At 72.5% G+C, this 18,149-nt stretch carries 21 protein-coding genes and 1 riboswitch; of the genes, 11 read left to right on the top strand and 10 right to left on the bottom strand.

What is annotated here, in order from left to right:
- Positions 1–42: 42 nt before the first annotated feature.
- From IF00_RS0110435 to bioB, 5 genes are all read right to left on the bottom strand, one after another.
- Complete coding sequence (locus tag IF00_RS0110435) at positions 43–717, bottom strand: class I SAM-dependent methyltransferase (protein WP_030316666.1); 675 nt, start codon at positions 715–717, stop codon at positions 43–45.
- Positions 718–727: 10 nt separating this feature from the next.
- On the bottom strand, positions 728–1,072 hold the full coding sequence (locus IF00_RS0110440) for a VOC family protein (protein WP_030316667.1): 345 nt from the start codon (positions 1,070–1,072) through the stop codon (positions 728–730).
- 103 nt (positions 1,073–1,175) lie between these two features.
- Entirely contained in the window at positions 1,176–1,910 is a 735-nt protein-coding gene (gene bioD / locus IF00_RS0110445) for a dethiobiotin synthase (protein WP_030316669.1), read from the bottom strand.
- A 20-nt stretch (positions 1,911–1,930) separates the two neighbouring features.
- Positions 1,931–3,211 (bottom strand): adenosylmethionine--8-amino-7-oxononanoate transaminase, encoded by a 1,281-nt coding sequence (locus IF00_RS0110450; RefSeq protein WP_030316672.1) that lies wholly within the window; start codon positions 3,209–3,211, stop codon positions 1,931–1,933.
- Complete coding sequence (bioB, locus tag IF00_RS0110455; protein WP_030316674.1) at positions 3,204–4,466, bottom strand: biotin synthase BioB; 1,263 nt, start codon at positions 4,464–4,466, stop codon at positions 3,204–3,206. The genes IF00_RS0110450 and bioB overlap by 8 nt, the downstream gene beginning before the upstream one ends.
- A 143-nt stretch (positions 4,467–4,609) precedes the next feature.
- On the opposite strand from bioB, the gene IF00_RS0110460 reads away from it, so the two are divergent.
- The gene (locus IF00_RS0110460; protein ID WP_030316675.1) at positions 4,610–5,791 is read left to right on the top strand and encodes an 8-amino-7-oxononanoate synthase; all 1,182 of its coding nucleotides are present in this window, start codon (positions 4,610–4,612) and stop codon (positions 5,789–5,791) included.
- Positions 5,792–5,947: 156 nt separating this feature from the next.
- Positions 5,948–6,385 (top strand): ATP-binding protein, encoded by a 438-nt coding sequence (locus IF00_RS0110465; RefSeq protein ID WP_030316677.1) that lies wholly within the window; start codon positions 5,948–5,950, stop codon positions 6,383–6,385.
- Positions 6,386–6,456: 71 nt separating this feature from the next.
- On the opposite strand, the gene IF00_RS0110470 is transcribed toward IF00_RS0110465, so the two are convergent.
- The 3 genes from IF00_RS0110470 to IF00_RS0110480 all read right to left on the bottom strand — a co-directional run bounded on the left by IF00_RS0110470 (position 6,457) and on the right by IF00_RS0110480 (position 8,409).
- On the bottom strand, positions 6,457–6,933 hold the full coding sequence (locus IF00_RS0110470) for a C40 family peptidase (protein WP_030316679.1): 477 nt from the start codon (positions 6,931–6,933) through the stop codon (positions 6,457–6,459).
- 3 nt (positions 6,934–6,936) lie between these two features.
- A riboswitch (cyclic di-AMP (ydaO/yuaA leader) is annotated at positions 6,937–7,067 on the bottom strand.
- A gap of 390 nt (positions 7,068–7,457) precedes the next feature.
- Positions 7,458–7,763: a hypothetical protein gene (locus IF00_RS0110475; RefSeq protein ID WP_030316681.1), complete on the bottom strand. Its 306-nt coding sequence runs from the start codon at positions 7,761–7,763 to the stop codon at positions 7,458–7,460.
- 7 nt (positions 7,764–7,770) lie between these two features.
- Positions 7,771–8,409, bottom strand: a complete 639-nt coding sequence (locus IF00_RS0110480; RefSeq protein WP_063740643.1) for a ClpP family protease — start codon at positions 8,407–8,409, stop codon at positions 7,771–7,773.
- Positions 8,410–8,452: 43 nt separating this feature from the next.
- On the opposite strand from IF00_RS0110480, the gene IF00_RS0110485 reads away from it, so the two are divergent.
- The gene (locus tag IF00_RS0110485; protein WP_030316684.1) at positions 8,453–8,731 is read left to right on the top strand and encodes a type II toxin-antitoxin system Phd/YefM family antitoxin; all 279 of its coding nucleotides are present in this window, start codon (positions 8,453–8,455) and stop codon (positions 8,729–8,731) included.
- Between the two features lie 123 nt (positions 8,732–8,854).
- Here IF00_RS0110485 and IF00_RS0110490 read toward each other — a convergent pair whose 3' ends face one another.
- Entirely contained in the window at positions 8,855–9,862 is a 1,008-nt protein-coding gene (locus IF00_RS0110490; protein WP_030316686.1) for an ABC transporter permease, read from the bottom strand.
- Between the two features lie 104 nt (positions 9,863–9,966).
- Between IF00_RS0110490 and IF00_RS0110495 the strand changes: the two genes are divergently transcribed.
- From IF00_RS0110495 to IF00_RS0110530, 8 genes are all read left to right on the top strand, one after another.
- The gene (locus tag IF00_RS0110495; protein WP_030316688.1) at positions 9,967–10,584 is read left to right on the top strand and encodes a TetR/AcrR family transcriptional regulator; all 618 of its coding nucleotides are present in this window, start codon (positions 9,967–9,969) and stop codon (positions 10,582–10,584) included.
- Between the two features lie 163 nt (positions 10,585–10,747).
- On the top strand, positions 10,748–11,050 hold the full coding sequence (locus IF00_RS0110500) for an urease subunit gamma (RefSeq protein WP_030316690.1): 303 nt from the start codon (positions 10,748–10,750) through the stop codon (positions 11,048–11,050).
- A gap of 13 nt (positions 11,051–11,063) precedes the next feature.
- Entirely contained in the window at positions 11,064–11,444 is a 381-nt protein-coding gene (locus IF00_RS0110505) for an urease subunit beta (RefSeq protein WP_051820045.1), read from the top strand.
- A complete protein-coding gene (locus IF00_RS0110510) occupies positions 11,437–13,158 on the top strand; it encodes an urease subunit alpha (protein ID WP_030316693.1) in 1,722 nt (573 codons plus the stop codon). The genes IF00_RS0110505 and IF00_RS0110510 overlap by 8 nt, the downstream gene beginning before the upstream one ends.
- On the top strand, positions 13,158–13,823 hold the full coding sequence (locus IF00_RS0110515; RefSeq protein WP_030316696.1) for an urease accessory protein UreF: 666 nt from the start codon (positions 13,158–13,160) through the stop codon (positions 13,821–13,823). Before IF00_RS0110510 ends, IF00_RS0110515 begins: the two co-directional genes overlap by 1 nt.
- A 19-nt stretch (positions 13,824–13,842) precedes the next feature.
- Positions 13,843–14,520, top strand: coding sequence for an urease accessory protein UreG (gene ureG / locus IF00_RS0110520; protein WP_030316697.1), 678 nt, complete (start codon positions 13,843–13,845; stop codon positions 14,518–14,520).
- On the top strand, positions 14,517–15,260 hold the full coding sequence (locus IF00_RS0110525; protein WP_030316699.1) for an urease accessory protein UreD: 744 nt from the start codon (positions 14,517–14,519) through the stop codon (positions 15,258–15,260). The genes ureG and IF00_RS0110525 overlap by 4 nt, the downstream gene beginning before the upstream one ends.
- Before the next feature lie 191 nt (positions 15,261–15,451).
- Positions 15,452–17,032: an alpha/beta hydrolase gene (locus tag IF00_RS0110530; protein WP_030316700.1), complete on the top strand. Its 1,581-nt coding sequence runs from the start codon at positions 15,452–15,454 to the stop codon at positions 17,030–17,032.
- A gap of 52 nt (positions 17,033–17,084) precedes the next feature.
- On the opposite strand, the gene IF00_RS0110535 is transcribed toward IF00_RS0110530, so the two are convergent.
- Positions 17,085–18,122 (bottom strand): NAD-dependent epimerase/dehydratase family protein, encoded by a 1,038-nt coding sequence (locus IF00_RS0110535; RefSeq protein ID WP_030316703.1) that lies wholly within the window; start codon positions 18,120–18,122, stop codon positions 17,085–17,087.
- Between the last annotated feature and the right edge of the window lie 27 nt (positions 18,123–18,149).

The following is an 18,149-nucleotide window of genomic DNA, read 5'->3' on the forward strand; positions in this document are numbered from 1 at the left end:
GTCGGGCCGTCGCCAGGATTTCCGGTCGGTGGGACGGCGCCGTCATCGCCGGGCCGAGCCCAGGACACAGGGAGAGGAGGGCAGCCGCGGCCCCTTCTCCGGCACGTCGAACGAGCGGTACGGGCCCAGGGTGAAGCCGGCCGCCTCGATCGCCGCGAGCGGGGCGCGTGAGGTGTGGCAGCCGCCGAAGAGCAGGGGCCAGACCGTCCGGTCGAGACCCCGCTGCACGCGTGCGAGGCCGGGCGTGTCGGCCACGCCGTGCTCGAAGAACCGCAGCTCGGCGCCGGGGCGCAGCACCCGGTGCAGCTCGGCCAGAGCCTGCGGGAGGTTCCGTACCGTGCACAGGACGAGGGAGGCCACTCCCGCGTCGAAGGAGGCGTCCTCCAGCGGCAGCGCCTCGGCGGTGTCCGGGAGCACGGTCACCGGGACCGGGGCCCGGAGCGCGGCCTCCTGGGCCAGCCGCCGGAGCCGGGACTCCGGTTCGAGCGCCACCACCTCGGTGACACCGGCCGGGTAGTGCGCGAAGTTCAGCCCGTTGCCCGCCCCGATCTCGATCACCCGGCCGGACAGCCCGGCGAGCAGCTCCGCCCGCAGTTCGCCGAGCCCGCCCCTGACGTCGGCGGACACGCTGAACCGGGCGTAGAAACGCGCGAACAGCGGATGGTGGACGTGGGGTGAGGCGGGTGAAGCGGATGACGGAGCGTTCGGTGGTGTCATCGGAGCCTCCTCAGCCGGTCACGAAGCAGAACTCGTTGCCCTCCGGGTCCCGCATGACCTGGAAGGAACCCTGCTCGTCCGTCACGAGGCCACCGACCGTGGACGCGCCCGCGGGCAGGGCCTCGTCGGCGGCCAGGACAGGGTCCTCGACCTCCAGGTCGAGATGGACGCGGTTCTTCACGGCCTTGCCCTCCGGCACCCGCTGGAAGGCGAGCCGGACGAAATCCGGCGGGTCCACGTACGACCAGTCACCGCTCCGGTCGACCGGAGTACCGCCGAGGAGCCCTGCCCAGAACCGGACCAGGGCGGCCGGATCGGCACAGTCGAAGACGATCTCCTGAACGTGAGCGCGCATGCCTCCAGCCTACGGAGTGGAGGCACGCGCGTCCCTCGGTACGGGGCTCCCGCGTCCTGCTTCACGAGCCCGGCCTTCTGCCGCACGAGTCCCGGGTCCCGCGCTACGAAGCTCCCGCGTACGGCTCCGTGAACCGCTCCCGGAACGCCTCCGCGTCCCATGTGCCGCCGAGCGCCGAACCGAGCCAGTCGCCCGCCGCCGCCCGGAACTCCGCCGGGTCGAGCGACCCCGACCCCTCCGGTACGGCCCCGAGGAGCGGCGCGCCCGCCTCCTGCGGCAGGTCCGCGAGGTTGCAGCGCATCGCCAGGTCCGGCGCGTCCGGCCAGCTGCCGATCACCACGCCCAGCTGCTCGATCCCGCGCGCCCGCAGCGCCTCCGCCGTCAGGGTCGTGGAGTTGAGCGTCCCCAGACCGGCGGGGACGACCACGAGCACGGGCGCGCCGAGCAGCGCCGCCGCGTCCGCGAGGGTCCCGCCCTCCTCGTCGAAGCGGACGAGCAGCCCGCCCGCACCCTCCACGAGCACCAGGTCGTGCTCGGCGGCCAGCTTCCGCGCGGCCTCGGCGACCTCCGCGGGCCCGACCGGGGCGAGCCCCGCCCGCCGGGCCGCCGTCCCCGGGGCCAGCGGCTCCGGGAAACGGCCCAGCTCGGCGGAGCCCACGGCGCCCGAGAGCCGCACGACCTCGTCCGCGTCACCGCGCTCGTCCGGCCCGACGCCGGTCTGCGCGGGCTTGAGGACGGCGACCGTGCGGCCGGCGGCGGTGGCGACGGCGGCCACGGCGGCGGTGACGACGGTCTTGCCGATCTCCGTGCCCGTACCGCTGACGACGATGATTCCCACTCTTCTCCCCGCTCTTCCGGTCAGCCCGCGGCCGCCGCCGCGCGCACCGCGGCGCAGATGCGGGCCAGGTCCTCGTCGCCGGTCACGTACGGCGGCATCGTGTAGATCAGGTCGCGGAACGGGCGCAGCCACACGCCCGCCCGGACCGCCGCCTCCGTGGCCGCGGCCATGTCGACGTCGTGGTCGAGCTGGACGACGCCGATGGCGCCGAGCACCCGCACCTCGCGCACACCGGGGAGTTCCGCGGCGGGGGCGAGTCCCTCGCGGAGTCCCGTCTCGATGCGCTTGACCTCCAGGGCCCAGTCCTGGGACATCAGCAGGTCGATCGACGCGCAGGCCACCGCCGAGGCCAGCGGATTGCCCATGAAGGTCGGCCCGTGCGCCAGGACAGGAACCTCGCCGCGCGAGATGCCCTCGGCGATCTCCGTCGTGCAGAGCGTGGCCGCCATCGACAGGTAACCGCCCGTCAGCGCCTTGCCCACGCACATCACATCGGGCGAGACCCCGGCCTGGTCGGCGCCGAACAGCGTGCCCGTACGGCCGAAGCCGGTCGCGATCTCGTCGAAGATCAGGAGGACCCCGTGCTCGTCGCACGCCTCGCGGAGGACGCGCAGGTACGCGGGCGGGTGGAACCGCATCCCGCCCGCGTTCTGCACCACCGGCTCCACGATCACCGCGGCGACCTCGTCCGCGTGGAGAGCGATCTGCTCCCGGAGCATCCGGGCGTACGACTCCTCGTACGTGACCGGCGGCGCGTCGACGAAGACCTGGCGCTGGAGGACGCCCGACCACAGCTCGTGCATCCCGCCCTCGGGGTCGCACAGCGACATCGGCTGCCAGGTGTCCCCGTGGTAGCCGCCGCGCCAGGTCATCAGGAGCTGCTTGCCGGGCCGGCCCACCGAGCGCCAGTACTGCAGACACATCTTGGCGGCGACCTCGACGGAGACCGAACCGGAGTCGCTGAGGAAGACGTGCTGGAGGGGTTCCGGGGTGATCTCGACCAGGCGGGTGGCGAGCCGCACGGCCGGCTCGTGGGTGAGCCCGCCGAACATGACGTGGCTCATCCGGTCCAGCTGGCCGTGCGCCGCCTCGTTGAGGACGGGGTGGTTGTAGCCGTGGAGCGCCGACCACCAGGAGGACATGCCGTCGATCAACTCGGCCTGACCGTGCACCGGTTCGGCGAGCCGGAGCCGGACACCCGACGCGGACTCGACGACCAGCGGCTCCGTACGTCCCGGCATGGGCCCGTACGGATGCCAGACGTGCGCCCGGTCCAGGGCGAGCAGTTCGTCGTTACGCATTCGGGGCGAGCTCCGTCCCGGCACCGCGGCGGCGCACCGCCACGAGGTCGGGACGCGCACCGGGCACCTCGCTCGCGGGCTCGGCGGTGGGCTCGGCCGAGGGGGCCGTCCGCGCGTGACCGCCGCACGGACCGCAGCCGCCGCCGGCCTCGGCGTGCGAGCCGCAGCCCGCGCCCTCCGCGGCGTCGTGCGAGCCGCAGCCCGCCGACGCCTGGGAACCGCAGCCGCCGCCCGCCGCGGCGAGCGCGTCCGCACGGTGCTTCGGGAGCGTCGTGGTGCCCGCGCCCTCCACCTCGAAGCCCGCGTCCGCGATCATGTCCAGGTCGGCCTGACCGGCCTGGCCCTCGCTCGTCAGGTAGTCGCCGAGGAAGATCGAGTTCGCGATGTTCAGCGCGAGCGGCTGCATCGAGCGCAGGTGCACCTCACGGCCGCCCGCGATCCGCACCTCGACGTCGGGGCAGACGAACCGCACCATCGCCAGGATCCGCAGGCAGCGCTGCGGGGTGAGGTTCCACTCCTTGGCGAGCGGCGTCCCCTCGAAGGGGATGAGGAAGTTGACCGGCACCGAGTCCGAGTCGAGCTGGCGCAGCGCGTACACGACGTCGACGAGGTCCTCGTCGGTCTCGCCCATGCCCGCGATCAGACCCGAGCAGGCCGACAGACCGGCGGCGTGCGCCTTCTGCACGGTGTCCACCCGGTCCGCGTACGTGTGGGTCTTGGTGATTCCGGCGTACGTCGCCTCGGACGTGTTCAGGTTGTGGTTGTACGCGTCGGCACCGGCGTCCTTCAGCCGCTCCGCCTGGCCGTCCGAGAGCAGGCCCAGACAGGCGCACACCTCGACGCCCTCGTTCTGCTCCTTGATGGCCTCGATGGTCTTGCCGACCCGCTCGACGTCCCGGTCCGTCGGACCGCGGCCGCTCGCGACCAGACAGACCCGCTTGGCCCCGCCCGCGACACCCGCGGCGGCGGCCTGGGAGGCCTCGTCCGGCTTCAGCCAGGTGTACTTGAGGATCTCGGCCTTGGAGCCGAGCCGCTGCGAGCAGTACGAGCAGTCCTCCGGGCACAGGCCCGACTTCAGGTTCACCAGGTAGTTGAGCTTCACCCGCCGCCCGAACCACTGACGGCGCACCTTGCCGGCCGCCGCCACCACATCGAGCAGTTCGTCGTCGGAGGTCGCCAGGACGGCGAGCGCTTCTTCACGGGTCGGCAGCTCGCGCCGCAGCCCCTTCTCCACCAGCGTGTTCAGCAGGTCCATAAGCGCTGATCCTCGCCTACCGCCCACCCCCGGGCCAAGGAGGATCCGAACAAACGCCCCCGATAGAGGTGTGTGGATGACCACATCCCGACCTCGGCATCATCCGGTTAGGGTCTGTGCGCTGCCTACAAAAGGATCGCCGAATGCCACAGGCCGACGACGCACGGGCCGCGGGCCCCCGCCGTACCGCGTTCGACTGGACCGACGCCGAGGCGCGCCGCCGGGCGGACGCCGGTCTGGTCCGTACGCTGCGGCCGCGGGCCGCCGAGTCGGACCTCCTCGACCTGGCGGGCAACGACTACCTGGGCCTCACCCGCCGCCCGGAGGTCACCGAGGCGGCGGCCGACGCGGCGAGGCGCTGGGGCGCCGGCTCCACGGGTTCGCGGCTCGTCACCGGCACCACCCGGCTGCACACCCGGCTCGAGCGCGAGCTCGCCGAGTTCTGCGGTTTCGAGGCGGCCCTCGTCTTCTCCTCCGGCTACACCGCCAACCTGGCCGCGCTCACCGCGCTCGGCGGCCGGGACTCCCTGATCGTCTCCGACGCCTCCAACCACGCCTCGATCGTGGACGGCTGCCGCCTGGCCCGCGCCGAGACGGCCGTCGTGCCGCACACCGAACCCGAGGCCGTACGCAAGACCCTCGCCGCGCACCCCGGGCGCCGGGCCCTGGTCGTCAGCGACTCCGTCTTCTCCGTCGACGGCGACAAGGCCCCGCTGCCCGAGCTCGCGGACGCCTGCCGCGCGCACGGCGCCGGACTCGTGGTGGACGACGCCCATGGCTTCGGCGTCCTCGGCGAAGGCGGTCGGGGCGCCCTCCACGAGGCCGGACTCGCGGGCGACGAGGACGTCGTCGCCACCCTGACCCTCTCCAAGTCCCTGGGCAGCCAGGGCGGTGCCGTCCTCGGCCCGGCCCGGGTGATCGAGCACCTGGTGAACGCGGCCCGCACCTTCATCTTCGACACCGGTCTCGCCCCGGCCGCCGCGGGCGGCGCCCTCGCGAGCCTGCGTCTGATCAGGGCCGAGCCGGACCTCGCCGAGCGGGCCCGTACCGTCGCGACCACGCTCCACCGGCTGATCACCGAGGCCGGTCTCACGGCGGCCCGGCCCGACGCGGCCGTCGTCTCGGTGCGCGCGCCGTCACCGGAGGCGGCCCTGGGCTGGGCGGCGGAGTGCCGGGAACAGGGTCTGGCGGTCGGCTGCTTCCGGCCCCCGTCCGTCCCCGACGGCATCTCGCGGCTGCGGCTCACGGCCCGCGCCGATCTGACCGACGCGCAGATCGAGCACGCGGTACGGACGATCCTGCGCACCGCTCCCGACGCCGGGTAGGCCCAAGGGCGTTCCCGGTCAGCAGAGTTCACCGCTTCGGGCGACAGATGGGGACATATCTTGGTGGAACGCCGCACGGCGCGGCACGATCGGTGGCACTCTGACGCGAAGCGCAATCCGGGGCGGTGGCTCCGGTGGGAAAGGGACAGCGTCGCCATGGCAGATCACCAGGAAGCATCCGTCACGCTGCCGAGCGATCCCGCCTCGGTTCCCACGGCCCGTCGGTACGTCGCCGACGTCCTCATGAGGTGGGGCCTGGACGATGCCGCGGAGATCGCGGACTCGATCCGGCTGATCGTCTCCGAACTGGCCACCAACGCCGTCCTGCACACCCTCGGTCAGTCGCCCACCTTCACGGTCGACGTCCGCCTGGAGCGTGAGGAGCGGCTCCACATCGGCGTCACCGACAGCCATCCGCGCCGGCCGCGCCGCCTCCCGGCGGCGGTTCAGCAGGACAACGGTCGCGGCATGGTCATCATCCGCGTCCTGGCCGCCGAAGCCGGCGGCCGTCTGTCGGTCACGCCGACCGAGGACGGCGGCAAGACGGTCTGGATCACTGTTCCGTGGACCGTGGCCCCCGTGGCCAGCTGCTAGGGCTGGCCTGTCGGTCAGGGGTGCGGCGGCGCCACCGAACCCCTCACGGACGAACCGCTACCGCCGCCTGATCAGCGGACGCGGCCGTAGTAGACCTTCGACGACCAGATCTTGTCGAGCTTCACCCACGAACCCGTCTTGGGCGAGTGCCAGATCTTGCCGCTGCCGGCGTAGATACCCACGTGATAGACCCTCCCGCCGGAGTGGAAGAAGACCAGGTCCCCCTTCTGCCTGGTGGAGGCGGGGATGTGCCGGGTCTTGTTGTACTGCTGCTGCGCGGTGCGGGGCAGCGACTTGCCCGCCTGCTTGTACGCGTAGAGCGTCAGACCGGAGCAGTCGAACCTCGAGGGTCCGGTGCTCCCGTACCGGTACGGAGCTCCCTTCTTGGACGCGGCGACGCTCAATGCCTTGTTCGCGTGCGTGGTGGCTGCCTGGGCCTCCGTTGCCGCACCGGGTGCGAACAGCGTGCCGCCGACGGCGGCGAGGGTGAGAGCCGATACGGCTCCGGCCCGGGACAGCAGGGACGGGACGTGCATCTGCGCAGTCATGCGCAACCCTTCGTCAGCCGCCTGCGAAGGATGACCTGTCGGGTTCGGGCTGGCGAAGATGCCCGGCCGCTGACGCGGCTTCACCCCAAGGGACGGCCCCGCTGCCGGAACAGCGCGTACGCCCCGTAAAAATCGGGTCCTCCACTCCTGCCGATCCAATCCTGTCGACCAGACGTCCGGGACAGCGGCAGGACTCGGCGTCCGCCCGGACCGCCCCGCCGTGGTGGCGGGGGCTTGTCGTCGACAGGGATCTTGACCCACACCGAGGTCGAAATCCGAGCTGAAACGGCGATATGTGAGGCTCCTCACGACTGATCCATACGGGTGGACAGAGAGCCTTTGTGATCTCCGGAGGTGTCGCTTACGAGCCTCGCACCAGCGGTGGAACGCCCCATTCCGCCAAATGCGTACACCTGTTGTGCAACTCACCCGGCACATATGTCGACTCGTCGACTACGCCGAACGGGGGAGCGATTCTGCGGTGCGCGTCGGCCGTCCGGGCCTCGACACGACACGCGGAAATGTCAACTCGCCCGAGTGTGCGGAACGGTGACGCGGCCGGCTCGGCGCTCGCCGTCCAGCACGCGGAGCGCGCGTGCCAAGGTGTCCGCGTGTAGCTCGCTCTCGCCCCGCATATGCATGAGCGTCAGGGCTTGGAGAAGTGCGTCCGCCCGCCCCGCCAGGGCCTGTGCTGCGCGCAACGCGCCATAGGTATGCGTGCTCCTGGATGGATTGATCTTCCCCAGCAGGTCGACCACTTCGAGGTAGGCGTCGACGAGTTCACTCTCGGCGCGGGTCAGGGCGGGCAGTGGCGGCAGCTCGGGGACCACGGCCGGTTCACCCCGCCGCGCCGCCGGCGCCCGCGCGCCGGCTCGTGATCACGTGGTCCACCAGGCCGTACGCGACCGCCGCGGGCGCGTCCAGGACCGTCAGCCGGTCGAGGTCGGCGTCGACGCGCTCCCGGTCCCGCCCCGTGTGCTCGGCGAGCATCCCCGCCATCAGTGCGCGGAGACGCAGCAGTTCACGGGCGTGGATGTCGAGGTCGCTCGGCTGGCCCTGGAGGGGCTCGTCCACGGCGGGCTGACGCAGTGTGATCCGGGCGCCCGGCAGCATCATGCGCTTGCCCGGGGTGCCGGCGGAGAGCAGCACGGCGGCGGTGGAGACGGCCTGGCCCAGGCAGGTGGTCTCCACGTCGCAGTGGAGCGAGCGCATCGTGTCGTAGATCGCGGTCATGGCGCTGATCGAGCCGCCGGGGGAGTTGATGTAGAGCGAGATGTCCTGTTCGGGCCCCGCGTGGTCCAGATACAGGAACTGGGCGATGACGTCGTTGGCCGAGGTCTCGTCGATCGGTGTGCCGAGGAAGACGATCCGGGACGAGAGGAGCTTCGAGTAGGGGTCGAGGGTCCGGGTTCCGTAGCTGGTGCGCTCCGTGAACTCGGGCAGGACGTGACGAGCCTCCATGGCGGGTACCTCCATCTGTAAAAAATGTACAGGACGTACAGCCCGTAAGATGGGGAGCATGACCTACGAGATCCCGGTGACGCAAGCGCGAGCCGAGCTCGCCGACCTGATCAACCGCGTCGTGTACGGCGGTGAGCGCGTCGTCGTCACCCGCCACGGGAAGCCGCTGGTCGCCCTGGTCTCCGCCGCTGACCTGGAGGAACTCGAGGCGGCCGAGAAGCCCGCCGACGAGCAGGTGATCAGCTCGGTCTCCGGCCTCCACTCCCTGGACTCCGCTACCGGCGAACAGCGCCGCTTCGGCATCGCCGCCCACCATCGCGAGCCCGGCGTCTCCTAGGGCCGGTCCGGCCGACCCGCCTCCGCCGTCCCGCGATCGCATACGGAAAAGCCGCGTGCCCCCGTCCGCTACAGCGGGGGCACGCGGCCGTCTTCTCGCGCGTACGGGCTCGGTGGGCCGGGATCAGCCCGCGCGCGCCGGAATCGGGACCGCCGACACGGACGCCGGCTCCACGGGGTCGGTGCGCCTTCGGGCCCCGATCACGGTCGCCGTGAGACCCGCCGCCGCCCAGAGGGTGAGGACGAGCAGCGGTCCGCCCGCCGCCGCGCCCTCGAAGGAGGAGAGGGAGCGGAGGGCCGAGCCCGCGGCGCCCGGCGGCAGCCACTGGCCGAGGGTGCCCACCGCGGACGGCAGGAGTTCCGGTGCGCTCGACAGGCCTGAGAACGGGTTGCCGAGCAGGATCATCAGCAGCGCCCCGAGTCCGAGGCCCGGCTTTCCGAAGAGAGCCGCGAGTCCGGCGAACGTCGAGCCGATGGCCAGGACGGTGAGGCCCAGAACCCCGGCCTCGGCCCACCAGTTCCCGCCGAGTGCGCCGAGCCAGCTGTGGGCGAGGGCCGCGCCGACGGTGCCCGCGAGCGCCGCGGCGCCGGCGAGGGCGGCCACCGCGCGCCCGCCGCGCAGACCGAGGAGGGTCGTGACGACTCCCGCCGCCGCTCCGGCCAGGGCGAGCGGCAGCAGGCTGGAGGCGAGCACGGCCCCGCGCGGGTCGCCCGCGGGGGCGGGGACCACATCCGTGACCTGGACCTTCGCGCCGTCCGGGGCCTGTGCGGTCAGGGCCTCCCGGAGGAGGCCGGCCACCACGGGGCTCGCCGCCGAGGCGGTCAGGAGTTCCGTACCGCCCGGGGTCACGACCACCGCTCCGTATACATCCCGGTTCTCTATCGCGGCGCGGGCCGCGGCCCCGTCCTCGTAGCGGTGGATCTCGAAGGCCCCCTCGTGCCGGGCGAGATCCTGCTCCAGGGCGGTGACCGCCGTGGCGGGACCCGCGACGCCGACCGGCAGGTCGCGGGGTGCCGTCCGGGCCGCGGGCCACGCGAAGGCCCACAGGGTCAGGGCGACGACGACGGGGATCAGCACCATCACCGCGATGGTCCTGCGCCCCGCGCCGGCGGCGGTGGCGTTGGCGGACATGGGGTCCTCGATTCAAAGAGAAGGATCGTTCGTTTTTATCTGCCATCACTGTCCTGCGGGCCTCGGAAGTTGTCAAGAATGAATATTCGTTTTAGGTTCGGGTCATGGCTCGTGTCTCCCAGGAACACCTCGACGCCCGGCGGCGCCAGATTCTCGACGGCGCGGCGCGCTGCTTCGCCCGCAACGGCTTCCACGCCACCTCGATGCAGGACGTGCTCGGCGAGGTCGGCCTGTCGGCCGGCGCGGTCTACCGGTACTTCCGCGGCAAGGACGAGATCATCGCGGCCATCGCGACCGAGGCCTTCGCCGGCATCCGGGGCGCCTTCGAGGAGGCGTCCAGGGCCACGCCGCCGCCCACCCCCGACGTACTGATCGGCGCGGTGCTCCGGCTCTTCCTGGAGGAGCGGATCGAGGGCGCCGACCGGCAGGCCTTCGCGCGCCTGATCATCCAGGTGTGGACGGAGACCCTTCGCGACGATCAGCTCGCGCGGACCCTCTCGGAGGGCTACAACGGCATGCGGGTCGTCTGGGCGGACCTGGTCGCCGCCTACAAGGAGAGCGGCATCCTGGCCGCCGACGTTCCCGCCGACCACGTGGCCCGCACGCTGATCGCCGTCGTCCAGGGCTTCATCGCCCAGCAGGCCCTCTTCGGCGACGTCGCCGTCGACGTCCTGGAGGACGGGCTCCGCGGCCTGATGTCCATGTCGGTCGATCCGGTATGACGATCATGAAAGAGCAAAGCCGTAGTTAACGAGCCGGAAAAACTTCCGCCCTAACGTGCAATGTCTGGCCGCGAGCCGCATCTCCGCAGTTCAACAAGGTGTTGACGGTCGGTAGGGTCCGCAGCTGTCCGGGTGTCCCGGTCGACGACTGTGAGGTGGAAGAGTGCAACTGAGCCCGCACGAACAGGAACGCCTGCTCATCCATGTGGCCGCGGACGTGGCCGCCAAGCGCCTGGCCCGGGGTGTGCGTCTCAACCACCCCGAGGCCGTCGCCCTCCTCACCTCCCACATCCTCGAAGGCGCCCGGGACGGTCGTACCGTCGCCGAACTCATGGCCTCGGGACGCAAGGTGCTCACTCGCGACGAGGTCATGGACGGCATCCCCGAGATGATCCACGACGTCCAGGTCGAGGCCACCTTCCCCGACGGCACCAAGCTCGTCACCGTCCACGACCCCATCGTCTGAACGGGCCGCGCCGATGATCCCCGGAGAGATCCTGTACGCGGACGGCCCCGTCGCCCTCAACGAGGGGCGCCCCGTCACGCGTCTGACCGTGCTGAACGCCGCCGACCGACCCGTCCAGGTCGGCTCCCACTACCACTTCGCCGAGGTCAACCCGGGCCTGGACTTCGACCGCGCCGCGGCGCACGGCCGGCGGCTGCACATCGCCGCCGGTACCGCCGTCCGCTTCGAGCCGGGCATCCCCGTCGAGGTCGAACTCGTCCCGCTCGCCGGCCGCCGGATCGTGCCCGGCCTGCGCGGCGGCACGGGGGGCCCGCTCGACCCGACCGGCCACGCCACCGACCGGGCCGACGAGGCCGACGAGCCCATCGAGGCCGAGGGGACCGACCGTGCCTGACCTGCACCGCGCCGTCTACGCCGACCTGTTCGGCCCCACCACCGGCGACCGCATCCGGCTCGCCGACACCGATCTCCTCGTCGAGATCGAGGAGGACCGCAGCGGCGGCCCCGGCCGCGCCGGCGACGAGGCCGTCTTCGGCGGCGGCAAGGTCATCCGCGAGTCCATGGGCCAGGCCCGCACCACCCGCGCCGAGGGCGCCCCCGACACCGTGATCACCGGCGCCGTGATCATCGACCACTGGGGCATCGTCAAGGCCGACATCGGCATCCGGGACGGCCGGATCACCGCCCTCGGCAAGGCCGGCAACCCCGACACGATGGACGGCGTCCACCCCGACCTCGTGATCGGCCCCGAGACCGAGGTCATCGTCGGCAACGGCAGGATCATCACCGCCGGTGCCGTCGACGCCCACGTCCACTTCATCTCGCCCACCGTCGTCGAGCAGGCGCTCGCCACCGGCGTCACCACCCTCGTCGGCGGCGGCACGGGACCGGCCGAGGGCACCAGGGCGACCACGGTCACCCCCGGCCCCTGGCACACGGCCAGGATGTTCGAGGCCCTCGACACCTTCCCCGTCAACATCGGTCTGCTCGGCAAGGGCAACACCATGTCCCGGGAGGCCATGCACTCCCAACTGCGCGGCGGAGCCCTCGGATTCAAGATCCACGAGGACTGGGGTGCCACCCCCGCCGTCATCGACGCCTGCCTGGGCGTGTGCGAGGAGACGGGCGCCCAGCTCGCCATCCACACCGACACCCTGAACGAGGCCGGCTTCGTCGGCGACACCCTCGCCGCCATCGCCGGGCGCACCGTCCACGCGTACCACACAGAAGGAGCCGGCGGCGGGCACGCGCCCGACATCATCACGGTGGTCTCGGAGCCGTACATCCTGCCCAGCTCCACCAACCCGACCCGGCCGCACACCGTCAACACCATCGAGGAACACCTCGACATGCTGATGGTCTGCCACCACCTCAACCCGGCCGTCCCCGAGGACCTCGCCTTCGCCGAGTCCCGGATCCGGCCCTCCACCATCGCCGCCGAGGACGTCCTCCACGACCTGGGCGCCATCTCGATCATCTCCTCCGACTCCCAGGCCATGGGCCGCATCGGCGAGGTGGTCATGCGCACCTGGCAGACCGCCCACGTCATGAAGAAGCGGCGCGGCGCCCTGCCCGGGGACGGCCGCGCCGACAACCACCGTGCGCGCCGCTACGTCGCCAAGTACACGATCAACCCGGCCGTCGCCCAGGGCATGGACCACCTCATCGGCTCCGTCGAACCCGGCAAGCTCGCCGACCTGGTGCTGTGGGAGCCCGCCTTCTTCGGGGTGAAGCCGCTCACCGTCCTCAAGGGCGGCCAGATCGCCTACGCGCAGATGGGCGACGCCAACGCCTCCATCCCCACTCCCCAACCCGTCCTGCCCCGGCCGATGTTCGGCGCGCTCGGCACGGCGGCGGCGGCCGGCTCGGTCAACTTCGTCGCCCAGGCGGCGATCGAGGACGACATCGCACAACGGCTGGGCGTGCACAAGGAGTTCACCGCGATCGGAAGCACCCGCCGGGTGACCAAGGCGGACATGCGGGAGAACGACGCCATGCCCCGGGTCGAGGTCGACTCCGACACGTTCACGGTCACGATCGACGGCGAAGCGGTCGAACCCGCCCCGGCCGCCGAACTGCCCATGGCCCAGCGCTACTTCCTCTTCTGATGGCGAGTCGCGCCGCACTCCTGGTACTCGCCGACGGGCGGTTCCCCGCCGGCGGGCACGCCCACTCCGGCGGCGCCGAGGCCGCCGTCAAGGCCGGCCGCATCAAGGACGCGGTCGGCCTCGAAGCCTTCTGCCGGGGCCGGCTGCACACCACCGGCCTCACCTCCGCCGCGCTCGCCGCCGCAGCCGCGCACGGACTCGACCCGGGCGACCTCGACGCGGCCGCCGACGCCCGCACCCCCTCGCCCGCCCTGCGCGCCGCCGCCCGCAAGCTCGGCCGGCAGATGATGCGGGCGGCACGCGCCACCTGGCCCTGCCCGGAACTCGACGCGCTCGCCACCGCGTTCCCGCGCGGCGCCCACCAGCCCGTCGTCCTCGGCGTCGCCGCCCGCGCCGCCGGGCTCGGGCCCGAGGACGCCGCGCACTGCGTCGCGTACGAGACCGTCAGCGGCCCCGCCACCGCCACGGTCCGCCTGCTGAGCCTGGACCCCTTCCAGGCCACCGCCGTCCTCGCCCGCCTCGCCCCCGCCATGGACCTGGTCGCGGAGGAAGCCGCACGGGCCGCCCGGCAGGGCGTCGGCGCCCTGCCCGCGGCCTCCGCGCCCCTTCTCGACATCACCGCCGAACAGCACGCGTCCTGGCCCGTCCGCCTCTTCGCATCCTGAGAACCACTGGAGCCGCCCCATGCACCTCGACCACGGTCACACCCACCACGGCGCCGTCTCCGCCGACGCCCACCGCCCCGACGGCACCCGCCGCGCCCTGCGCATCGGGCTCGGCGGACCGGTCGGCTCGGGCAAGACCGCCACCGTCGCCGCCCTCTGCCGGGTCCTGCGCGACAGCCTCTCCCTCGCGGTCGTCACCAACGACATCTACACCCGCGAGGACGCCGAGTTCCTGCTCCGCAACGCCGTCCTGCCGCCCGAGCGGATCCAGGCCGTGGAGACCGGCGCCTGTCCGCACACCGCCATCCGTGACGACATCTCCGCCAACCTCGAAGCCGTCGAGGAGCTCGAGGACACCGTCGGCCCGCTCGACCTCATCCTCGTCGAGTCCGGCGGGGACAACCTCACCGCCACCTTCTCCAGGGGACTCGTCGACGCCCAGATCTTCGTCATCGACGTGGCAGGCGGCGACGACATCCCGCGCAAGGGCGGCCCCGGCGTCACCACCGCGGACCTCCTCGTCGTGAACAAGACCGACCTCGCCCCGTATGTCGGTTCCGACCTGGAGCGGATGGCGCGCGACGCCAGGGAGCAGCGCGGCGAGCTGCCCGTCGCCTTCACCTCGCTGCGCGCCGAGCACGGCGTCGCCCCGGTCGCCGACTGGGTCCGGGCCCAGCTCGGGGCATGGACCGCGTGAGCCTGCGCGCCACCGCCCGGATCGCCGCGGACGCCGACGGGGGCCTGCCGCTGCTCGTGAGCGACGGGCCCCTCGCCCTGCGCCGGACCAGGGCCTCGGGTCGGTACACCCGGGTCACCGTCGTCGGGGCGATGAGCGCGCCGCTCGGCGGTGACCGGCTCGCCGTCGAGGCCGAGGTGCGGGACGGGGCCAGGCTCCTGGTCGACTCGGCCGCCGCCACCCTCGCCCTGCCGGGCCGGAGCGCCGAGCCGGCCGCGTACGACGTCCGGATCGCCGTCGGCGAGGGCGGGGTGCTCCGCTGGCTGCCCGAACAGGTGGTCTCCGTGCACGGCTCCCGGCTGCGGATGCGGACCGTCGTCGAGCTCGCCGCCACGGCCCGGCTGGTCCTGCGCGAGGAGCAGATCCTCGGCCGGCACGGCGAGCCGCCCGGCACCCTCGTCACCCGCCTCACCGTCCGCCGCGCCGGGCGCCCTCTCCTCGACCAGGAGCTGGCCTTCGGTCCCGGCGCTCCCGGTGGCTGGGACGGAGGCGCGGTCCTCGGTGGTCATCGGGCCACCGGGCAACTCCTCGTCGTCGATCCCGCGTTCGCGGAGAAGCCGGTGCGGCCGCGGCTGCTGGGCGAGCACGCCGCCGTCACCCCGCTCGCCGGGCCCGCGGCCCTCGTCACCGCCGTCGCCCCGGACGCCCTCGCGGTCCGGCGTCTGCTCGACACCGCCCTGTCTGAACTCGCCCCGTTCTGAGGAGTTCTGACCGGTTCTGCGCGTGCTGCCGAGAGGTCACCGCTCAGCGGTACACCGTTCACCGGTTATTGGTTCGGCAAAGAAACAGGTGTTCGCTCTTTCACCGGGTGCCTCCGGGACGAAAGGATCCCCCGGACAGCCAACACACAGCGCCGCCACGGGGGGTGGCGCTCATCTTGGGGGAGTACACGTTGAGACGTACGGCAGTGCTCGGCTCGGCCGGCACTCTGATAGCGGGCACGCTCGTCGCGGGCGCGCTCGCGGCCCCGGCCGCGAACGCCGACAGCAACCGTCACCTGCGCGACGCCGAGTCGATCGGCGTCGCCGTCGCAGCGGCGCGAGCCGCCCAGGCGGGCATCGACTGGCAGGACTGTCCGGCCGACTGGGGCCTCGAGAAGCCGATCCAGTGCGGCTGGGTCACCGTCCCCGTCGACTACGCGAAGCCCAACGGCAAGAAGATCAAGATCGCGGTCGACCGGATCAACGCCACCGGCACTCCCGCCGAGCGCCAGGGCGCGCTCCTCTACAACCCGGGCGGCCCCGGCGGCTCCGGCCTGCGCTTCCCGCGCCGGGTCACCACCAAGAACGCGATCTGGGCGGGCGCCGCCAAGGCCTACGACTTCGTGGGCTTCGACCCGCGCGGCGTCGGCAAGTCGGCCCCCATCTCCTGCGTCGACCCGAGCGAGTTCGTCAAGGGCCCCAAGCCCGACCCGGTTCCCGACAGCGAGGCCGACAAGCTCGCGCAGCGCAAGCTCGCCGCCGAGTACGCCAAGGGCTGTGCCGAGAAGAGCGGCGACATGCTGCCCTTCATGAACACGCCCAACACCGCGCGCGACCTCGACGTCATCCGCGCCGCCCTCGGCGAGGCGAAGCTCAACTTCGTCGGCGTCTCCTACGGCACCTACCTCGGCGCGGTCTACGGCACCCTCTTCCCGACCCACGTCCGCCGCATGGTCCTCGACAGCGTCGTGAACCCGTCGACGCGCAAGATCTGGTACGAGGTCAACCTCGACCAGGACATCGCCTTCGAGGGCCGGCTCAAGGACTGGATGACCTGGGTCGCCCAGAACGACGCCACCTACCACCTCGGCGACACCCTGGCCGAGGTCCAGCAGCAGTGGGTGACGCTGCGCGCCGCCGCCAAGAAGGCGCCCCTCGGCGGCAAGGTCGGCCCGGCCGAGCTCATCGGCTTCTTCCAGAACGCCCCCTACTACGACTCCATGTGGGCCCCGGTGGCCGAAGCCTGGAGCGCGTACGCCGCGGGTGACCCGCAGCCGCTCATCGACAACGCGGCCTCGGACCCGACCGACACCGCCGGCAACGCCGCGTCGGAGAACGGCAACGCCGTCTACACCGCGGTCGAGTGCGCCGACGCCCCCTGGCCGACCAGCTGGAAGAAGTGGGACCGGGACAACAGCCGGCTCCACCAGCAGTACCCCTTCATGACCTGGGCCAACGCATGGATGAACCTGCCGTGCGCCACCTGGTCCGCGCCGCGCCAGCGCCCCACCGAGGTGAAGACCGGCAAGGGCCTGCCGCCGGTGCTCATCGCCCAGTCCGAGCGCGACGCCGCCACCCCGTACGCCGGCGCCGTCGAACTGCACAAGCGGTTCAAGGGCTCGCGCCTGATCACGGAGAAGGACGCCGGCTCGCACGGCATCACCGGCCTGGTCAACCCGTGCCTCAACACCAAGGTCGAGGCCTACCTGCTGACCGGCAAGCTGGACGCCAGGGACCAGACCTGCGCCCCGCACGCCACCCCGAAGCCGTAACACGCTGACGGCCCGGTGAGGGGAGGGACAACCGTCCCTCCCCTCACCCGTGTCACCCCCGCGACGCCAGCCAGGCATCCTCCGCCGCGTAGTCGAAGAAGTCCACCCCGTACTTCGCGAGACCGGGGAAGGCCTCCCGCCACTCACGGCCCGCCGACCGCTCGGTCAGCCACGCGACCGTCTCCGGCAGCGAGCCGGCGTACGACACCACCGGCCGGTACCCCAACTCCCGCTCCGCCGTCGCCATGTCGTAGACCACGGACCGCGGCGCCGTCCACGGGGTGGACCCCACGATGCCCCGCGGCGGCGCGCCCTCGATCAGCACCGTCTCACTGCCGACTCCCATGACCGCGTCGATCGCCGCCCCGATCTCCGCCACCGTCGGCGCCTCCGGGTCCCCGCCGTTCAGCACCCGGCTGCCCGGGTTCGCCGCCGCCAGCCGGACCAGCTCCGCGAGATTGTCCACGTGCACCGGGTGGAACCGCGAGGCCCCGCCGTACGCGAGCGGACGCACCGGCCGCCCGTCGAGCGCCCGCTTCACGAACCACAGCTCCCGCGGACCCGGGGAGTACGGCCCGTGGATCGCGCCCGCCCGCAGCACCGTCGTCGGCAGGGCGTCGCCCGCCGCGAGCAACTCCCGCTCCAGCGCCACCTTCCGCGTGCCGTACGACGTGTCGCCGGGCGCCACCGTCCGCCAGTCCTCCGGGATCGGCAGCGGATAGTCGGGGAAGCCGTCCGGCCGGTCCTGGGTGTCGAAGCTGCGCCCCTGCTCGTCCTCGTAGACCGCGCCGCTGGACACCACCACCGCCGAACCGATCCGCCCCGCGAGCCCCGTCAGCTGCCGGCCGTGCCCGGCGTCGTACGCCACGATGTCCACCAGCACGTCACAGCCGTCCCCCAGACCGGACGCGAGCGCGCCCTCCCGGGTCCGGTCGAGCGCCACCGACCGGACCTCGGCCGGCCACCTCTCGTCCCTGCCGCCGCCCCGCGAGGCGGCCGTCACCTCCCAGCCGTCCGCGACGAGCGCCCGCACGGCCGCCCGCCCCACCTGTCCCGACCCACCCAGTACGAACGCGGTTCCCTTGGTCATGATCGAGACGCTACGACCGTCCGGCGC

Origin of the sequence: Streptomyces flavochromogenes, from assembly GCF_000717595.1 — a bacterium.
GTDB classification, from domain to species: domain Bacteria; phylum Actinomycetota; class Actinomycetes; order Streptomycetales; family Streptomycetaceae; genus Streptomyces; species Streptomyces flavochromogenes.